This window comes from Blautia sp. AF19-10LB (genome assembly GCF_003461245.1).
GTDB classification, from domain to species: Bacteria; Bacillota; Clostridia; order Lachnospirales; family Lachnospiraceae; genus Blautia_A; species Blautia_A intestinihominis.
Genome location: NZ_QTWS01000017.1, coordinates 1 through 17,661 on the forward strand (window position 1 = coordinate 1; position 17,661 = coordinate 17,661).

Annotated in this window: 19 protein-coding genes; 11 read left to right on the top strand and 8 right to left on the bottom strand. The window is 36.7% G+C overall.

All coding sequences use genetic code 11. The features are described from left to right. Positions 1-61: 61 nt before the first annotated feature. From DWX28_RS10395 to DWX28_RS10415, 5 genes are all read left to right on the top strand, one after another. On the top strand, positions 62-3,148 hold the full coding sequence (locus DWX28_RS10395; protein ID WP_330417650.1) for a DUF3849 domain-containing protein: 3,087 nt from the start codon (positions 62-64) through the stop codon (positions 3,146-3,148). Between the two features lie 77 nt (positions 3,149-3,225). Beyond that, positions 3,226-3,471: a transposon-transfer assisting family protein gene (locus DWX28_RS10400; RefSeq protein WP_118252643.1), complete on the top strand. Its 246-nt coding sequence runs from the start codon at positions 3,226-3,228 to the stop codon at positions 3,469-3,471. Positions 3,472-4,197: 726 nt separating this feature from the next. Beyond that, complete coding sequence (locus DWX28_RS10405; protein WP_118252644.1) at positions 4,198-6,300, top strand: penicillin-binding transpeptidase domain-containing protein; 2,103 nt, start codon at positions 4,198-4,200, stop codon at positions 6,298-6,300. Positions 6,301-6,340: 40 nt separating this feature from the next. Then, positions 6,341-7,498, top strand: coding sequence for a DUF6070 family protein (locus DWX28_RS10410; RefSeq protein WP_118012902.1), 1,158 nt, complete (start codon positions 6,341-6,343; stop codon positions 7,496-7,498). Then, on the top strand, positions 7,485-8,723 hold the full coding sequence (locus DWX28_RS10415) for a DUF6070 family protein (protein WP_118252645.1): 1,239 nt from the start codon (positions 7,485-7,487) through the stop codon (positions 8,721-8,723). Before DWX28_RS10410 ends, DWX28_RS10415 begins: the two co-directional genes overlap by 14 nt. A gap of 27 nt (positions 8,724-8,750) precedes the next feature. Here DWX28_RS10415 and DWX28_RS10420 read toward each other — a convergent pair whose 3' ends face one another. Continuing rightward, on the bottom strand, positions 8,751-10,547 hold the full coding sequence (locus DWX28_RS10420) for a BlaR1 family beta-lactam sensor/signal transducer (protein ID WP_118252646.1): 1,797 nt from the start codon (positions 10,545-10,547) through the stop codon (positions 8,751-8,753). 10 nt (positions 10,548-10,557) lie between these two features. Continuing rightward, on the bottom strand, positions 10,558-10,932 hold the full coding sequence (locus DWX28_RS10425; protein WP_026077000.1) for a BlaI/MecI/CopY family transcriptional regulator: 375 nt from the start codon (positions 10,930-10,932) through the stop codon (positions 10,558-10,560). Between the two features lie 118 nt (positions 10,933-11,050). Here DWX28_RS10425 and DWX28_RS10430 point away from each other — a divergent pair, with 118 nt between their 5' ends. Then, complete coding sequence (locus DWX28_RS10430; protein WP_019162151.1) at positions 11,051-11,464, top strand: winged helix-turn-helix domain-containing protein; 414 nt, start codon at positions 11,051-11,053, stop codon at positions 11,462-11,464. Positions 11,465-11,487: 23 nt separating this feature from the next. Here DWX28_RS10430 and DWX28_RS10435 read toward each other — a convergent pair whose 3' ends face one another. Continuing rightward, entirely contained in the window at positions 11,488-12,867 is a 1,380-nt protein-coding gene (locus tag DWX28_RS10435; RefSeq protein ID WP_015541272.1) for a relaxase/mobilization nuclease domain-containing protein, read from the bottom strand. After that, entirely contained in the window at positions 12,816-13,157 is a 342-nt protein-coding gene (locus DWX28_RS10440) for a plasmid mobilization protein (protein WP_005426517.1), read from the bottom strand. The genes DWX28_RS10435 and DWX28_RS10440 overlap by 52 nt, the downstream gene beginning before the upstream one ends. A 400-nt stretch (positions 13,158-13,557) precedes the next feature. On the opposite strand from DWX28_RS10440, the gene DWX28_RS10445 reads away from it, so the two are divergent. Continuing rightward, on the top strand, positions 13,558-13,917 hold the full coding sequence (locus tag DWX28_RS10445) for an MmcQ/YjbR family DNA-binding protein (RefSeq protein WP_019162150.1): 360 nt from the start codon (positions 13,558-13,560) through the stop codon (positions 13,915-13,917). Positions 13,918-13,964: 47 nt separating this feature from the next. Here the strand turns inward: DWX28_RS10445 and DWX28_RS10450 are convergent, their stop codons facing one another. The 3 genes from DWX28_RS10450 to DWX28_RS10455 form a co-directional block, all read right to left on the bottom strand. After that, a complete protein-coding gene (locus tag DWX28_RS10450) occupies positions 13,965-14,303 on the bottom strand; it encodes a type II toxin-antitoxin system RelE/ParE family toxin (RefSeq protein WP_019162149.1) in 339 nt (112 codons plus the stop codon). After that, the gene (locus DWX28_RS19535; RefSeq protein ID WP_005426514.1) at positions 14,290-14,463 is read right to left on the bottom strand and encodes a hypothetical protein; all 174 of its coding nucleotides are present in this window, start codon (positions 14,461-14,463) and stop codon (positions 14,290-14,292) included. Before DWX28_RS19535 ends, DWX28_RS10450 begins: the two co-directional genes overlap by 14 nt. A gap of 99 nt (positions 14,464-14,562) precedes the next feature. Continuing rightward, entirely contained in the window at positions 14,563-14,826 is a 264-nt protein-coding gene (locus DWX28_RS10455) for a helix-turn-helix domain-containing protein (RefSeq protein WP_118045780.1), read from the bottom strand. A gap of 171 nt (positions 14,827-14,997) precedes the next feature. Here DWX28_RS10455 and DWX28_RS10460 point away from each other — a divergent pair, with 171 nt between their 5' ends. Then, the gene (locus DWX28_RS10460) at positions 14,998-15,333 is read left to right on the top strand and encodes a hypothetical protein (protein ID WP_022214380.1); all 336 of its coding nucleotides are present in this window, start codon (positions 14,998-15,000) and stop codon (positions 15,331-15,333) included. Between the two features lie 63 nt (positions 15,334-15,396). Here the strand turns inward: DWX28_RS10460 and DWX28_RS10465 are convergent, their stop codons facing one another. Beyond that, positions 15,397-15,756: a helix-turn-helix domain-containing protein gene (locus tag DWX28_RS10465; protein WP_118252647.1), complete on the bottom strand. Its 360-nt coding sequence runs from the start codon at positions 15,754-15,756 to the stop codon at positions 15,397-15,399. Between the two features lie 504 nt (positions 15,757-16,260). Between DWX28_RS10465 and DWX28_RS10470 the strand changes: the two genes are divergently transcribed. The 3 genes from DWX28_RS10470 (at position 16,261) to DWX28_RS10480 (ending at position 17,603) form a co-directional block, all read left to right on the top strand. Next, positions 16,261-16,698, top strand: a complete 438-nt coding sequence (locus tag DWX28_RS10470; protein WP_015541277.1) for an RNA polymerase sigma factor — start codon at positions 16,261-16,263, stop codon at positions 16,696-16,698. Beyond that, the gene (locus DWX28_RS10475; RefSeq protein WP_015541278.1) at positions 16,685-16,957 is read left to right on the top strand and encodes a helix-turn-helix domain-containing protein; all 273 of its coding nucleotides are present in this window, start codon (positions 16,685-16,687) and stop codon (positions 16,955-16,957) included. Before DWX28_RS10470 ends, DWX28_RS10475 begins: the two co-directional genes overlap by 14 nt. Before the next feature lie 424 nt (positions 16,958-17,381). Then, a complete protein-coding gene (locus DWX28_RS10480; protein ID WP_021650362.1) occupies positions 17,382-17,603 on the top strand; it encodes an excisionase in 222 nt (73 codons plus the stop codon). Positions 17,604-17,661: the final 58 nt, after the last annotated feature.

Consider the following 17,661-nt stretch of genomic DNA (forward strand, 5'->3'; position numbering starts at 1 on the left):
CTTATTTCTCAGCATTCTTTAAAATGATTAACATTTTGGAATGCTGAGTATAACGCTTCAAATGTTAATGTTTCCATTTGAAGCAGAAAGTATCGCTTACATAGTCTGCAACCATTTTGGTCTGGATACTTCAGAATATTCGTTTACCTATATCGCCAGCTGGTGCGAGAGCAGGGATATGAAGGCGTTGAAAGCATCAATGGATACCATCCGAAAAACATCTGCAGAGATCATTGGGAACATTGAGGAGCAGATGCATGAGCTGGAAAGAGAAAATACCATGCAATATGAAGAAAAAGAAGCATTTGCCACCAGACAGGAAAAACTGGAACAAGACAGTGCGGAAAAGATTGATGAAACTTTGCTTTTTCATGGAGAAAGCGGTCGTTTTGCAATCTATCAGATGGATACGGGTGGAGAGCACACTTATCAGTTTATGGGTTTTGAATCAGCTCAAAAATTAGGCTATACCATTAATGGAAAAGACTACAGGATGGCGTATGTGGCTCCGTGGATACCAACGATCACATTAGATGATATTTTTGAGAGATTTAATATCAACCGCCCGAACGATTTTCATGGACATTCCTTATCGGTAAGTGATGTCATTGTTATAAACCGAACGGCAGAGACAAAGGCTTATTATGTGGACTCTTTCGGCTTTGAGGACCTTCCGGACTTTGTACAGCAGAGAATGGAGATGCTGGAAAATAATCATACCAGAGCCTACCCGCCAGTCTATAAAGGAACACTTGCTCAGGCAATGGAAGAACGGGATGTAGATGCTTATCTGGATTCCAGAAAGTTAAATATTGATTGTAAGAAAGCAATCGAGGAAGCAATCGCATTAAATTTTGATGGGCTGCATTTAAAGGAAGATGCCGCAACGCAAGTGCTGGAACAGTTTGGAGAAGAACGTATGACGTTTGTTATGGCAAATACGCTTCGGGAACTTTCTTATGATGGCAGATTTTCCAGACAGAACAAAGACTGGGCAGAGCATATCGAGATCCCGGAAAATATCAATCAGGGAAAGAACATGAATCAGGATTATGTGATAGAAAGCCATCCGGCGGTGTTAGATGGATTTATTGATATGGCAAGAGCAGAGATCCGTATGCAGAAGATTGAACAGGCATTGGATGAAGCGGAAGTCACCATTACAGCAGATACCAGAGGATTTGAAGCAGATGGACATGCGGGAACCTGGCATACAGTAGATGAAAGAGAGTATGCAGGGGAGAAGTTCTTCTTCATGGAGCATGATGAGTATGGTTCAGATGTGGCAGGGATTATCGTATCGGAACAGGGTCAGCTTGTCGCAGAAGATCTCTGGAATGGGTATGATGCAGGAGCATTGGAAGCTATTTCAGAATATCTGCAGGAGAAAAGGATTTCTGTAGAGGGACTTATGCCAGAACTAGAATCGGATGAACGGGCATATAAGATTGACGATAGGTATTTTGCAATCCAGAGAACAGAGGAAGGCTATGATTATACCTTTTATGCTTTGGATTATGATGAGATCGACGGCGGTGCCTATGATAATCCTGATGTTTCTATGCGGCAGGCAATGGAAGATATTCTGGAAGATGAAGATATGTCCCTGGAAAATGCAGTTCCCGTTGACTATGAGGATTTGATGGCAGAAGTGGAAGAAGCAGGCGAACGGCAGATGCAGCTGGCACAGTTATTAAAGAATTGTCCACCAAGTATTTTCGAGGATTATGACCGGGAAAGAGCAGTGGATACCTGTGAGGGAATCGCCATGCAGTTTACCAAGAGTAAAGGGTATCTGACTGTACAGGCAACAGGAGAAGGGTATTTTTATATTTTTTATGACTCTAACCTGCACGAAATCCATTCCAATGATTATGACGATCCCAAAGTATCTGTTCAGAAAGCTACTTATGAAATCCTGAAAAGTGAAAGAATGGATGATATGGAATGTATCAAAGTGGACTATAAAGAATTTGAGGCAATGACTATCCAACATTCCAAAGACTTACTGCAGGCAGGTGAACTTCGTGCGACTTCTGAGATTGGAAGAGATGAGGTTGCATTAAATGGTCTTAGCAGGGCAGAAGTGGAACGGGGTGTCTTGTATCACGCACAGGGTATTCTGGAAGATATGGGATTAGAAAATGAAGTAGAGCTACTTGCAGCAAGGGTGCATGGTTCCAGAAGCAGAGAGGAACTTTACAGAGATGATTCTGACCTTGATGTGGTGCTTTCTTATCGTGGCAATATCCGGGAGGACAGTTTCTTCAATGAATTAAATGCTCATGGTATGGCAATGGCAGGTATTAAGGTAGACATCAATCCTATTGCAGAAGAAAGAATTACTCTGGCAGAATATATGAGGGAATCCGAAGCCTATCTTGATCAGCAGGAGATCAAAAAGCTGGCGGTGGATTTAGATAATTTCAGCTATGAATATGACACTTACGAATATAAAGATACCGTTGAGAACAGGGAAGAACAGGTGGAGAAAATCACAGAGGACATCCTGAATAAGAAAACAGAGTGTTTAAAGGACTGGCTCGTTGAAGTATCGGAAGAATCTGATATAGACAGTGATGTGATAACTGCCCGGTCATTACTTTCCCGTCTGGAAAATGCAGAAACCCTTTCTATCTTTACCAGACAGCCTGAGCAGGAACAGCCAGAAGCTACGATCAGTTTCTATGTAGCAGAGTGCATGGAGTTCCCGGTCATGGGTGAGTACCATAATAATCTTACTCTGGAAGAAGCAATCAAAATCTATGAAAGTATTCCGGCAGAACGCCTGCATGGAATCAAAGGGATTGGTTTTGATCTGCAGGACGGGGATGAGGATTATTCCGGGGAATACGGACTTATGAGTGGAGACAGGATAGAAAGGAATCTGATTGATATGATTCCACATTATAAGGAAAGTCCATTGGTACAGAAAGCAATCAACGATATGGAAAAATATCTGAACGAGAAACATGAAAAGGTGCAGGAAACAAAACAGACTGTGGAAGTGAAACAGGAAGTTCCAGAAGCACCAGTCAAGAAAGAATCTGGATCAGTGGAACCGAACCAGACACAAAAGAAAGAGCCGGCAAAGGGCGAAAAAGGGGAACTGAAAAAATCTGTGCTGCAGTCGTTGAAAAAGTTTTAGGCAAGGGCAAAAGCACAGGAACAGAAAAATAAAGAAGCAGAAAAAACCAAAGCACATAAGAAGGGGGATGTAGAATTATGATGGATCTGACAATGAACTTTGATACAGACGAATGTTTAGTAACCGCAATGTTTGATAAAGGAAACAGAAATGACACAATGGAAGCAATCGACCATATCATTCCATTTCTAAAAGGGGATGCGGATATGATCGGGCTTGTCTGCAATACCCTAAGAAAGCTGTTATGCATGAGTGATGAAGGATATGAGACTTTTCTTATAGACTTGGAAGATTATAAATCGGAACTGGAAGAGGGGGAATGAATTCAAGCCAGAGTGCAGTATAGCAGGTGAAAGATGAGAAGCGAAGGAAAAAGTGTCAGCATTGAGAAGTGTTAACAGGTATATATTGGAAGAATTCAGCCAGGGGAACTCTGGCTGATATAAAAACATATCTGCAGAAATAGTGACTGAAGAAATTTTGAGTAGTGGAATTGGGAAGAAGTATTTAGATACTATAATAAAGAGATTAGCTGGCTTGTATACTAACAGAGAAGACATAGTAAACAGATTTGCGTTATTATCAGGGATTGTAGGGAGATTCCGAAGAGCTTTTGTTCAGATGATGAAACAATAGGATTGGTACAGGAAATATATGGAACAAAAGTTAATAAAGGGATTTGTTGCGTTTTCCGCTATAATAATCTGCCAGCAAAGAATGTGTTGCCTGAATATGTTTGTGATTATAAGAAACGAGCGGGGTTATTTCAAAGATCAGCAGATTTAGAGTAGTTCTTTTTTTCTGAGAGAAAATTAAAAATCGTTTTTGGTTCTTCTGGAGAGTGATTATAGCGTTTGGGAAACATCCGGAGAAACCATTACCTCAGGGTGTCGGTAAAGTTCTTTATCAAAGAGGGCTTTGAGATGCCCTTTCTTTTTTTTCCAAATCTTTCCTCTTGTTTACATATATAAACCTAAGAAAAAACTTGACGTTTAAATATTACAAGTGTAATATTTAAGAAAATATGAAAAAAGGAGAAATAAAACTATATGAGAAAAAAGAAAAGAAAAAAACACACGAAGATTATTACAAAAATAGTTTTATTTAGCGGTATATTGATTGGTGGTGGAATCGGTATTGTAACAATAATGAATTGTAATGTTCCTGAAAAAAGACTAATGGAATATATGAAATATATTGAAAAAGGGGAATATGAGCAAATGTATGCCATGCTGGATCAGAAAAAAAGCAGCATGAACAGTAAGGAAGAATTTATAGAACGAAATTCTAAAATATATGAAGGCATTGAGATGTCTGATCTGTCCATAACCGATATTACAGCAAAAAGAAAAGAAAACGGAAATGCGGCAGTTTCCTATACAACAAATATGCAGACTGCTGCAGGAAATGTAGAATTTACCAACAATGCGGTATTTTCACATAACTGGACAGGATATCATTTAATCTGGCAGGATCAGTTGATTTTTCCAGAGTTATCTGCAACGGATAAAGTTCAGGTAACGTTAGAAGAGGCAAAAAGAGGAAATATTTTAGACAGAAATGGTCGCCAGCTGGCTGGAGAGGGAACTGCATCTTCGGTAGGAATTGTTCCGGGCAGAATGGAGAACAGGGAAGATACAATAAAAAAACTGGCAGAGTATCTTGGAATTGGAGCAGACGAAATTGAGGATAAGTTAAAAGCCGGTTGGGTAAAAGCAGATTCTTTTGTACCAGTAGCAACAATTCCTAAAATACAAGAGGTCGATCTTCTGACAGTGAATCCGGATGAAACTGTTCTGGAAGAAAAAGAAAAGCAGGACACATTATTGAAGATTCCAGGTATTATGTTATCTGATGTAAAAGTACGAACTTATTATCTAAAAGAAGCTGCCTCTCATCTGATAGGGTATGTACAGGCGGTTACAGCCGAGGATTTGCAGGAACATAAAGGGGAAGGGTATCGTACAAACAGTGTGATTGGAAAGACGGGACTGGAAACGCTTTATGAAAAAGAACTAAAAGGGACAGATGGGTGTGAGATCTGTATTGTAGATGCAAATGGAAATAAAAAAAGTGTCATTGCATATGAGCCTAAAAAAGATGGAGAAGATATCCATACTACGATTGATGGCAATCTTCAAAGTACTCTTTATGAACAATTTAAAGAAGACAGAGGATGTTCTGTAGCCTTGAATCCTTATACAGGGGAAGTACTGGCGTTGGTAAGTACGCCATCTTATGATAATAATGATTTTGTACGTGGAATGGACAATAGCCAGTGGAGTGCATTAAATGAAAATGAAGACAGGCCTTTATACAACCGCTTTCGCCAGACATGGTGTCCAGGCTCAACTTTTAAATCTGTAATTGCTGCAATTGGATTAAAAGTGGGGGCATTTACTGCAAATGACGATTTTGGAAATGAGGGTCTGGCATGGCAGAAAGATTCCTCGTGGGGAGATTATACAGTGACTACACTTCATGATTATGCACCTGTGATCTTGAAAAATGCGCTTATTTATTCAGATAATATTTATTTTGCAAAAGCAGCATTAAAAATCGGTGCGGATCAACTGATGCAATCTCTAAATCAAATAGGATTTAATCAGGAACTTCCATTTGATATTAAAATGTCAGAGTCTCAGTATTCTAATACGGACAAGATAGAAACAGAAATCCAGCTTGCTGACAGTGGGTATGGACAGGGACAGATTCTGGTAAATCCTTTGCATCTTGCAAGCATTTATACGGCTTTTCTAAATGATGGAAATATGATAAAGCCATATCTTCACGCGGATGGTGGAAGCACTTCCAGTGAAATCTGGATAAAAGATGCTTTTTCACCACAAATTGTTTCGGAGGTTATGGAGGGGTTAGAGGGTGTAGTGAATAACCCGGAAGGAACTGGTTATGGAGCATGCAGGGAAGACATTAGATTAGCAGGAAAAACCGGAACAGCGGAACTGAAAGCTACAAAAGAAGATACATCTGGAACAGAAATTGGCTGGTTTACAGTTTTTACTACAGACAGAGATACAAAGAATCCTATTTTGCTCATCAGTATGGTAGAGAATGTGAAAGATATTGGAGGAAGCGGTTATGTGGTGGAAAAGGATAAGGCGATACTGGATGAATATCTTGGTAATGAATAATTTTTACCTTTAAATATTACAAATGTAAGAGGAAAATGATATGAAAAAAATTTGGAAAATATTTGTGGGAGTTATTTTTCTTGCTGTCTGTAGTGGATGTGGCATAAAGAAAGAGCAGAAAAAGACAATTGAAGATACGAAAGAAAAAATTTACAGAGAGTGTGAAATGCTAGCAGAAGGCTATCAGAGCATATATGAGAATGCTGTGAAAGAAAATGCACTATATGAGCTGAGTACAATACAAAAAAGTATGGATTATTTTGGAAAATATGGATATGCAGTAATTGATTCCTACAATCAGCTGGATATGGTTCAAAGTATTAAAGTAGATGATTTTTTGAAAAAAGCAGAAAAAGAGAAAAATGGAAAAACTACTATATTTCAAGTTATAGCAGGGGATCATTTTATTCGGTATGATCTGAAAACCAAACAGGGGAAAATAGACGTTGAAGTAAGCTCTTTTAAATGGAAAGAGGATACTTGGCAGGAAACATATTATCATGAGTTTAGAGCTAATTCATGGAAATATACAGAAAACGGGTATTTCTTTATGGAAGAATATCATCCGGCTGGATATGATGGACCGTCTGGATATCGGGCCTTTCGGGTAGTGCCGTTAAATAAAAAATGCAGGGAGCTGAATCGAAAATATATACTTCCTTTTGGATATACACTTAATAAATTGTTTACTTCTAATTGGAGTGAAAAAAATTATGATGGAATAAATTTTTATGATGTTTTTGACCGTTTACTTTCAATGGAAGAAAAAGCTGATGAATTTAAGGAAGGAAAGACTTATGAAATCCCAAAAGAATCATTTGAAGCGATATTTCAAAAATATTTTAATATAAGCGCAGAGATACTGCAGACAGGAACGGTATTTCACACGGAAACACAGACATATCGGTATCGAACCAGAGGAATCGTATATGATTTTGCTCCCACACCATATATTCCATATCCGGAAGTTGTTTCCTACATAGAAAATCAAGATGGAACAATAACACTGGAAGTAAATGCGGTATGGCCACAAAAAGAATTAGATCAGGCGTTTTGTCATAGCGTAACCATTCGGCTGTTAGATAAAGATAGATTTCAATATGTATCCAATTATGTATCAAGGTCAGAAATAGAGGTTACCTGGTATACGGAAAGATTATCAGACGAAAAGTGGGAGGAATGTTATGGAGATAATTGATATGATTACAAAAAGAAAACTGAAAAAGATGATGAGCGTTTTATTTATTTCGGGATGCTTTTTCATAGGAAATACAAAATGTAAAGGGGCTGATTTAGAATATATTTCACAGGAAACTGCGAATTATGCTGTACAAGAAAGAGGATATGATTTGCCAGTAGATGAAGTCGTGAAAGAAGAAGCTATTGAAGATTGTAAGAATGTTATGAATCAGATGAAAGTCATTTATCAAAAGGCGGATAAAGGGACTTCATCGAATATAGTAGTTTCTGAGACAGTAATGGAAGAAATGCAGGAAGTATTAAAGGAAAAAAATGTCCCCGTTATTACATCAGCACCGTATTCAAATATGGCTAATTATTCTAAAATGGAAGAATTTCTTTTCAGGGCAGAACAGGATCTGACAGGAGATATCGTCTTATATAGGATTAACAGGGATGGTGGGATAGAAAGACTCAAATTCAATTATGATGGGACAGATATGTATTTGCTGGCTGTGAAAGCTGTTTGGGGTATGAACGACAATCCATCTATTGTATATGTTTCGTATACAAGGATAGAAGAATGGAAATATACAGAAAAAGGCTGGTTTGGTTATACGCTATGCGTTCCAAAGTATCCGGAAGTATCAGAAGCGGTTGATGGCAGTTCTATGATAAGAATTAAACCTTTAAGTGATGAATGCAGGGAAGTTTCAAAGAGGTGTGTGTATTTGCTTGGATATCAGGGGAATAATCTTTTATGTTCTGATTGGGATAGATCTGATATGGAAGGGTTAGATTATAATGGTTTATATGAATATTTATATCGAATGAAATACGGGGAGAGATATGAGTTTTCAGGTAACTCAAGTGGAATTCCGGCAGAAGAGTTTGAAAATCTGATAATGGAGTTTTTGCCGATAACAGCAGATCAAATTAAAAAATGGGCAGTATTTGATTCGGAACATCAAACTTATGACTGGGAACAATTTGGTTGTTTAAATTATAGCTTTGGAACATCTTTACCGGAGGTCGTTGAAATAAGAGATAGCGGAGAGGGAAACAATGTGCTGGTTGTTGATGCTGTATGTGATACATTTATATGTAATGATGCCGTTATTACAAGTGAGCTGACTGTTAAGTTCAACGATGATAAGAGTTTTAAATATATGGGGAATAAAATTCTGAATAATGGTACGAAAGAAGTTCCCAAATATCAATATAGAATAAAAAGAAAGAACTGATAACAACTATCAGCCCTTTCATATTTGTTAATTCCATATATGTAATTTTTTTAAGATATCAGAAGTGATTTCAAATGCTTTTTTGCCAGTTGCATTAGAATCACTTTGGATATTGGTTGCAAAATAATAGCTGTTATCGGAAGTTTCTACATATCCGATAAACCAGCCGTTGATATCCTGTCCGTTGACACGACCGGTTCCAGTTTTTCCGTAGAAATTACCATTAGGTGTACTGGCAATTTTTATAGCATTTTTAACAGAAAATACATTTTGGGAATTTAGATGGAATTCATTTGTGTTAAATTTTTTCAATAATGTTACTTGCTCTAAAGGCGAGATTTTTAATGAAAAATCGGACCAGTATAAATCCAGATTTGAACTGGTTGTCTGGTTTCCATATTCTATTTTATTCAAAAATTCCTGGACTCTGTTAATTCCGAGCTGCGAATCAATTGCCTGGAAATACCAGTTAACGGAATTTTGCATAGCAGAGTTTAAATCCTGATCAGCTTCCCAGGATGGAAAAGGAAAGGCATCACCATTCCATGTCATGGAAGAGTGTTCTGGTGTGATGATTCCGGATTCCAACCCTAATAATGCATCGTATATTTTGTAGGTAGACTCTGGCGGAATACGTTTGGTGGCTTCTTCAAGATCGTATATTTTCCAGGAATCCAAATTATTGTCATACAAAACAAATGATCCATCATATGTTCCAAATGTTTCGGATATATCTAACAGGGAGATATTTTTGTCTGTATCACTAAAATGATATACGTTTTGAGTAGAGGCATCAATGGATAAAATGGGTGTACATCCAATAAAAACAGCACTAATGACCAGATAAATTATCAATGCTCTCATTTTTTGATAAAGAGTTTCTTTCCTAAAAACGGCGATGTTGAGAATACGTCGTTTCATCTGCCTGAAATTTCCGGACATTCCAACTGCCAGTGGAGAGGAAAAAGAGGATATTTTTTCTGCAAAATTAATCAGTGTAGTTCCATAAGCTTGGTATTCATCAGCAGAAATCATCTGCAATACAGCAGAATCACAGGCTATTTCACGGTCACAGAGAATTTCTTTTAAAGTGTACCAAACAAAAGGGTTAAACCAGTAGAGTATATTACTTATGACCATGAGGAAGCCAATAAATGTATCTTTGTGACGGTAATGCTGTAATTCGTGTAGCAGCATAAAACGCATATCATCAGGATTCAGTTCGGAAATTAAATGGATGGGAATGTAAATTCTGGGATGTATTATTCCGATTAAAACTGGTGATTTTAAAAATGCAGTACTGTAGACTGATACTGGGTGAGAGATTTTAAGTTCCTTTAAACAATTGTAATAAATAGTTTTTACCTGCTGATTTTGAAGCGGGAGAGCAGATCTTTTTATGGAACGTACATAGTTTAATGAATGAAGGGTGAGGACTGACATAATCATAACACCCGTTATCCATATTAGAAAGAGTATGGTATTCAAGCCTCCAGAAAATTGACTACTGATGGAAACTGAAAAATCATTCACCTGGTTTAACAAAATATTTTGTGTATTACTGGTAAGTTCGGATAGCGTGTCGGTACCAGAGTTAAGTCCTGAGTCAGTTTGAAAAAAATGTAACCATGAAAAAAGTTGTGAGCCATGAATCTGTACAGGAAAAAATGGCACGGCAAGTAATAAAAATAAAAGAAAACAGAGATGGTACTGTGTAGTCGCAGATAAATATTTTTTCAGAAGTTTTTTTGTTCCGATTATTACAAGTGTAAAAATACATATGAAGATATTACTGATTAAAAAGTGGATGATCCAGTTGCTCATTCAAAACCTCCTATTTCTGATGTTTTGATAATAAATGGCGTAAGTTATCAATTTCTGTTGAAGAGAGCTTATCGTCTTCAAGGTAAGAAGCCAGCATAGAAGAAAGATTTCCATTATAATATCGCTTTAAAAAAGAATTGCTTTCCTGGCGTATATATTCATCTTCTTGGACTAATGGAGTATAGACAAATACCCGGCTTTGTTTTTCGCAGGAAAGAGCTTTTTTGGAAACAAGTCTCTTGATAAGAGTTTGAATTGTTTTTGGACTCCAGCTGGTAGTTAGAGTAAGTTTTTCTGTAATTTCATTTGTATTGATGGGAGCATATTTCCATACAATTTTCATAACTTCAAATTCGGCTTCTGAAATCTGGGGTAGTGACATAATAAAATCCTCCTGCTAAATCCTACATATGTAATAAATATATTATATTACTTGTAGAAGAAAAAAGTCAAATGGCAGATGATATATAGAATATAAAATTAATAATGTAGAGGCAATAAAGGTGAAAAAGATAGAAATTATTGAGAGAATCACAGATGCTAATGGAAGCATAAGTGAAAACATATTGACTAGCTGGGAACATAAAAACCAATTCATACCGGAAATTATAAGGTTTGGAGAATTAAAAATATATCTACAGGAACGAATTGTTAAAAAGAATGATAGTGATGTTCATCTTTCAAAATATGAATATGATATTTTACTTTTTTTAGCGAAAAGTCCAGGTAGAATATTTGGAAAAGAAATGGTTTATGATCTGGTATGGAATGAACCTTATTCCGGTGATTATAATGTGGTTATGCGACATATCTGCAATATCAGAGAAAAAATAGAAGATGATCCTGGACAACCATTATATATACAAACAGTACGAGGTGTAGGATATCGGTTTAATGGGAATTTAGGCAGCGAGTGAAATCGCTGCCTATTATTATGGTTTTACAAAGAAGGGAGTTGGTTATGAGAAGATCTTTGTATTTCAGGAGCATCCTGTTTGAGATATTTGGACAGGTTTTGATGTATCAATTCCAACTCTTTTATTTCTTGCTTAAAAGAAACGTATTGAGTATTTAGAGATTCTTTTCTGGAAATAAGATCTGCAATTTGCTCTTGCAACTTATTGGAATTAAGATGTTTCAGGTTTATACCATTTTCCTGTAAAATATGTTCAGCACCCGCGAAAAGAATAATTTGAGATTCATATTTACGGAAATAACGATCTGGATCTTTGGAGCTTTTATAATGGTCGTCGTAAATTTTATTTTTCTGATATTGTTCGGCATATTTTAGCATTTCTCGAAGATGGCGTATCTGAGACTCGAGAGAAACAACAGAGGTATTTACCTCTTTTTGCTGCATATGTAACAAGGCTATGCGGTCTTCAAGTTCTGAAAAATTATGTAGATTATGTGTGAACATCTTGTTATATTCAGCAGAGACAATTTTTAAATTTTCCTTATTTGCCCATTTCTGAAGTCCAATGTTTCCTGCTATATTGGGAGCATTGGTATCTATTAATTTGTTATGAACAGAAGGAAAAATAGCTTTCTGACGTTTATTTTCAATGCGTTCTTTGATACGTTCTTTAGTAAAATTTTTTCCTAAAGATTTAGCACTTCCACGCACTGGACGGGACATATCGGGAGAACGAAAGGTAATGTATTTTCTGCTGCTTTCGCCAAATTCTGCGTTTTTTATTTCATATCCTTTAGCTTCCATAAATGCAAGAAATTCTGAGTAAGTGGAAACAATTCGGATTGTCTGGTTGATATCTTTTCGCAGCTGCGCTTTTTTACTGGATTCAGATTTATTTGCAGCCCATTCATTGTATTTCATTCCTTTTTTACCATCTGGCATAATTGTGGACAGGTTATGTTCCTGGCATAAAGTGTCGCTGAGATTTCGTATTTTCCAGTAATTCTTTTTACAGTCATGGTAATGAGAAAAAGTGATGTTATCTGCAGAACAGAAAATTAAATGGTTATGTACATGACCTTTATCAGTGTGTGTTGTCAGAACATAGGAGTATTTTCCCTCCAGTAAGCGATCCGCAAGTTCTTTGCCAATTTGATGGGCTTCTTCATAGGAAACTTCACCAGGGGAAAATGCCTGAATCAGATGAAATGCCTTATTTGTATTGTGCGGATCTCTGCAGTCATGTGTATGATCCAAAGTGTATTTAAAGTCAAGAACGGCTGTTTCGGGAGAGCAGGCAAAGGAAGAAATATATAGATTCTGGTCAGTTTTATCTGGATTGCAGATGTATTCTATTGCTTTATTAACGGTTGTTTTGATACCATGGATTTTTGTAACTGCCATATTTTTTCCATTAACTCCTTTATATCGTCCAGGTCCTTTGGGTAAACTGTATTGGTACTGTTTATACGATGGGTGATCTGATTCAAATTGCTGCTGATATTGCCCAACAGGGTATTCATTTTTCGGATATGAGAGTAGTCTACTTCATATACAAATCCATATAAGATCATTTTCCGTAGAAAGGCAGATTTGCTTTTCATCCTGGAAAGACGATATTTTTCTTCTAAAATGTATTGTTCGTCATCATTCAAATAAAATTGTACGGGATGAATTCTGGTACGTTTGCTCATTGAAATCCTCCAATTCGTTTTTTTCTATAAAAAAGAGTACAAAAAAACTGTCTAACCAGTTCGGTTATGACAGTTATATTACTTGACTGTATGATGTTTTGGATAGATGTGTCTACAGTTTATTTTAACAGGAGTAGGCGGAAGCGTCAAATTAAGAAATTATAAAATATGAGAGGGCCAGGGATACTCCCTGATACATTTTGGTAGAATGAACCGGAAAGGGAATTTGACAAAATGAGCCAGGTGTCATGACACTGGCAGTGCTTGCTTCTTTTGGGGTGTAGCCTGCAAAGCAGGCTATGCAAAAGCTATAAAACATAAATAGAACTGTGAGAAGTGGTTGAGAATACAATCCTGATAGCGTATAATCAGAGAAAGAAATCGTAAGTGAGGGATAAATTTGAAACGTGAAGAAATTTTTCAATATGTAAAAGAGCAATATGGAACTGAACCGGAATATTTATGGAAAAAAGATCCTGATTCTGCGGTGCTTCGACATAAAAATGGAAAATGGTATGCTATAATTATGGTAGTGGAAAAGAAAATACTGGGATTAGAAGAAGATGGAAACATTGACATCCTGGATGTAAAATGTGATCCTGATCTGGTTGGGATGATTATTCAAACGTATGGATTTTTACCGGGGTATCATATGAATAAGCAACACTGGATTACGATTCTTTTGGATGATTCTGTCAGTGAAGCTAAGACGCTGGATTTTCTGGATATGAGTTATGATTTAATTGACAGTGGGAAGTAATAAAAAAGGAAGCCTTTCAGAAAAATCTCTGATTGGCTCCCAGGTATTCATTCTGGATATGTATAAGTTGATCTTTGCAACAGGATATTTTCCCAATCTCGTTCATGGCGCAACACTCGGAGAATATGAATCTCTTTTGTTTCTTCCATTATAATATAAAAAATAATAGATGGCGGAAAAGATCTTTTATGTATGGAATATCCTCTGTACAGAATTTGAGTTCGGGGAAAGGCAGTACTGAACTGGCCTAAATTCTGCATTTGTTCTTTCAGATCAGATTGAAAACGGTCAGCACGTTGCTGGCCGAATTCTTCTTCAATATAATCTGCAATGTCTGTGACATCGTAAATTGCTTCCCAGGTTAAAATAATTTTATATTCTTGCATTTCTTCGTGCATCCCTTAATTCTGTGATTTTGCGAAAAGCATCTTCCAGTGGCAATTCACGACCAGCTTCCATATCATCAATTCCCCGGTCTAACATGCGGAGAAGATGATTGTTTTCCTGGTTTTTATCGGTTGTAGGGACTTTTTTTGTTAATTCCATGAAATCACTCCAATCATACGGTTTATAATATAAATAGTGTATGTTGTTCAGAAGTATCTATCCATAGTTTAGCATAGAATGGGCAGCAATACAATTGAATTATTTTGCAGGAGCGTCCGTCAGACCGAGAAGATATTCGCAGGAAACATTAAATACTTCGGCCAGTGCGACAACTTCGTAGTCGGGAACGAAACGTGTGCCTTGTTCAATTCGCAGGATTGCCAGATCATTAACATCATATCCTGCAAGTTGTAATTTGGCAGCGAGTGTTTTCTGAGTAAGATTATGAGCCTTTCGTAATTCTTTTACCCGTTGTCCTATTCTGTTTTTACTGTTCGTTTTTTTATCCCAATAAATAATCATTCTGATCCTCAAAAGTTTCTAAAGATGAAGTATTATTATTGATTTTAAGGAAAAATATTGTTACTATACTTCTAAAGATGAAGTTTTTGGAAAGTTTATTTGATTTTTGAAATAAGAAAATGATAATGCTGCCTGTAATGAGAAATAATTCTAATGAGAGGTGGAAAGAAAATGAATGAATTTTATGAAGCAGTATCGAATTTATTTGAGGAATTGCGCTGTGACTTCGGAGAAAGAGAATATACAGTACAGCCGGAAGAATGGAAAGAAGCAGAGAAGAATTTGAAACAAATACAAAAGAAGCTGCCACTACATCTGGAAAAAATCCCAGAGCGTGAGCAGAATTTCTGGAATAAATATCTGGATCAGTTAGAACATTTCCATTATGAAGAGGAGCAGCGGGCTTATTACCAGGGAATGATGGATGTAGTTGAGTTTCTTATTAATATAGGGGCAATAAAGAAATCCACGAATGTTAAGAGAATGATAGAAAAATATGCACGTTAAGAGTGGCGGTATGGGAAACCATACCGCTTCTTCAGAATAATTCAGATAGAATTCAAATGAATTTCAGGGATCTTGTTTATCGTGGTCTGTAGGAATTTTGTATGTGCGCAGGTATGCTTCTACGATGGCAAGGATAGCGGTAATTTGCTCATCGTTGCATTTTGACAGGTACATGAGCAGGCATTGATAATCAAGATTATCTGTATGATTGTTTGGATAAAACAATGGTTCAGGAGGAACATTTAAAGCGCGTACCAGTTTTCTGATTTTATGAAAACTGGGAACTCGGCCCCCATTTTCAATTTCCTTTAAATATCGGCTGGACATTTCTGCTTTTTCAGCTAATTCTTCATAAGTCAATTTTTGCTCGTGTCGGGCGTTCTTAAAAAACAATCCCAGTTCTTTATCTGTTTGTTTTGGCATATGATACACCTCCATGTTTAGTGTATAGTTCCCTTTCTTGAAAGAAAATGAACTAATATTTCACTAAAAAAGAGGGTAATATTTCACTTTTTAAAAGACATATAAAATTCTGAATTTCCGTAAAACAGATCCGGAGGTATAGGAAAGATTAAGAATTTTATTGTCTGGTATCATATCCGTCATTACGTGACGGATGAAATAGATAAATAGTTCAAAAAAGCAAATAAATTTCTTTACCTCAAAAAGTGAATTATATGCCACAAAAAATGATGGCAAAATATTATCTTTTGATATAAATAGCGTCCGATGGGCTAAAAACTACCCATTAGGACGTTTTTTATATACCTCAAAATACAGGAAAAACAATTTTCTCGTATTTATTAAGAAATTTTTTAAAAATTTCTTCCCACACCCCGACAAATGCACTCATCCGTTTGGGATATGTGTGAAGGGGAAGCAAGAACTTTGCTTATTGCCTACCGGCGGGGAAGGAGGTGAACTCTTATGGAGCAATCCTCTTTTCAAGATGAGCAGACAGTCAGACATCAGTTTGATTCTCTGTGCAAGCTGGCATTGAAAAGTGAAGTTATTAATTATGAAAAGCATATGGCATATCGCCAGAAGTATGAAGTGATGTTGTCAGAATTATCAGAAAAGGAGTTGAGCAGACTTTTTATAATGGAAGAGCATGAAATGGAAACACATCGTTTTCAGGTCCTGGGTTACGACATAGAAGTCAAAGATGCATTGATTGCTGAAGCACTGCAGACACTTACTGAAAAGAAAAGGAATGTTGTGTTATTATCATATTTTATGGATATGAGTGATGCAGACATTGCCAGAGAAATGAATCTTGTACGCAGCACAATTAATGAGCATCGTAGACGATCACTGGAACTGATGAGAAAAAATATGGAGGAATCTGCAAATGAAAAAAAGTAAAAAACAGAAATGCGCATTTGATTTGCTGCCATTCCATGTTATTGAGGCAGCATCAACTGGTGATACTGAGGCAATCCAGGCAGTGTTGAAGCATTATGAAGGGTACATAACAGTTTTGGCTACCAGAAAAATGTTTGACGAATTTGGACAGGTGCATTACTGTGTAGATGAAACTCTGCGTCAACGCCTGGAAGCAAAACTGATTACTAAGACCTTGGGATTTGATACGAAATCATATGTAAGGAAAAGTAATCAGTAAAGGGAGTATTTAATATAGATTCCTTTTCCCCTTCAGGAATTTTTGTACCTTGAAAATTGTATATTGTTTTACATACAGGACGTGAAGATATGTAGAGCCACTAGGTAAATCCGCCATGATATATCTGCTCTGTTAATGGAGTAAATACGAGGAAATGCTGAAATATAACATTGAAGTAAAGGTATGGAGCGAGAAGAATTTGACAAAATGTGTAGCAGCTGCACAGGGCGACGAAGCATATCTGTGATAATGATACTTCCAGAAAAAATCTGGTCATATTTAATGACGGTGCAAAACCGATGTGGGCAGAGTACTGAACTGCCACCTGTATTGTAATTTTATCTGCCGATGACAGTGTATAAAATTGTAAATTGTCATGGGCAGATAAAAATGTTTTGTCCAAAGAGAAAAGGAGGAGAGAAGAGTGGCGATTAAAATTGAAAAAGGTAAGATTCCAATTTGGGAAAAATATATGCTTACGGTGGATGAAGCAGTGCAATATTTCGGAATAGGTGAAAAGAAAATAAGGATGCTTATTTCGGAACATCTAAATTCAGAATGTTGCTTTACAGTCCAGGTGGGGTGTAAGTCATTGATTAACCGTAAGAAATTTGAGGCCTTTCTGGATCAGACTACGTCTTTGTAAAAAATATACGAACAATTTAGCACTTTAAAGTGGAAATGTTAGCCCTGGTATGATATAA

Coding starts and splice junctions, on each gene's coding strand:
- DWX28_RS10395 (WP_330417650.1), top strand. CDS start 62: ATGTTAATGTTTCCATTTGAAGCAGAAAGTATCGCTTACATAGTCTGC.
- DWX28_RS10400 (WP_118252643.1), top strand. CDS start 3,226: ATGATGGATCTGACAATGAACTTTGATACAGACGAATGTTTAGTAACC.
- DWX28_RS10405 (WP_118252644.1), top strand. CDS start 4,198: ATGAGAAAAAAGAAAAGAAAAAAACACACGAAGATTATTACAAAAATA.
- DWX28_RS10410 (WP_118012902.1), top strand. CDS start 6,341: ATGAAAAAAATTTGGAAAATATTTGTGGGAGTTATTTTTCTTGCTGTC.
- DWX28_RS10415 (WP_118252645.1), top strand. CDS start 7,485: ATGGAGATAATTGATATGATTACAAAAAGAAAACTGAAAAAGATGATG.
- DWX28_RS10420 (WP_118252646.1), bottom strand. CDS start 10,547: ATGAGCAACTGGATCATCCACTTTTTAATCAGTAATATCTTCATATGT.
- DWX28_RS10435 (WP_015541272.1), bottom strand. CDS start 12,867: ATGGCAGTTACAAAAATCCATGGTATCAAAACAACCGTTAATAAAGCA.
- DWX28_RS10440 (WP_005426517.1), bottom strand. CDS start 13,157: ATGAGCAAACGTACCAGAATTCATCCCGTACAATTTTATTTGAATGAT.
- DWX28_RS10450 (WP_019162149.1), bottom strand. CDS start 14,303: ATGCAAGAATATAAAATTATTTTAACCTGGGAAGCAATTTACGATGTC.
- DWX28_RS19535 (WP_005426514.1), bottom strand. CDS start 14,463: ATGGAATTAACAAAAAAAGTCCCTACAACCGATAAAAACCAGGAAAAC.
- DWX28_RS10455 (WP_118045780.1), bottom strand. CDS start 14,826: ATGATTATTTATTGGGATAAAAAAACGAACAGTAAAAACAGAATAGGA.
- DWX28_RS10460 (WP_022214380.1), top strand. CDS start 14,998: ATGAATGAATTTTATGAAGCAGTATCGAATTTATTTGAGGAATTGCGC.
- DWX28_RS10465 (WP_118252647.1), bottom strand. CDS start 15,756: ATGCCAAAACAAACAGATAAAGAACTGGGATTGTTTTTTAAGAACGCC.
- DWX28_RS10470 (WP_015541277.1), top strand. CDS start 16,261: ATGGAGCAATCCTCTTTTCAAGATGAGCAGACAGTCAGACATCAGTTT.
- DWX28_RS10475 (WP_015541278.1), top strand. CDS start 16,685: ATGAAAAAAAGTAAAAAACAGAAATGCGCATTTGATTTGCTGCCATTC.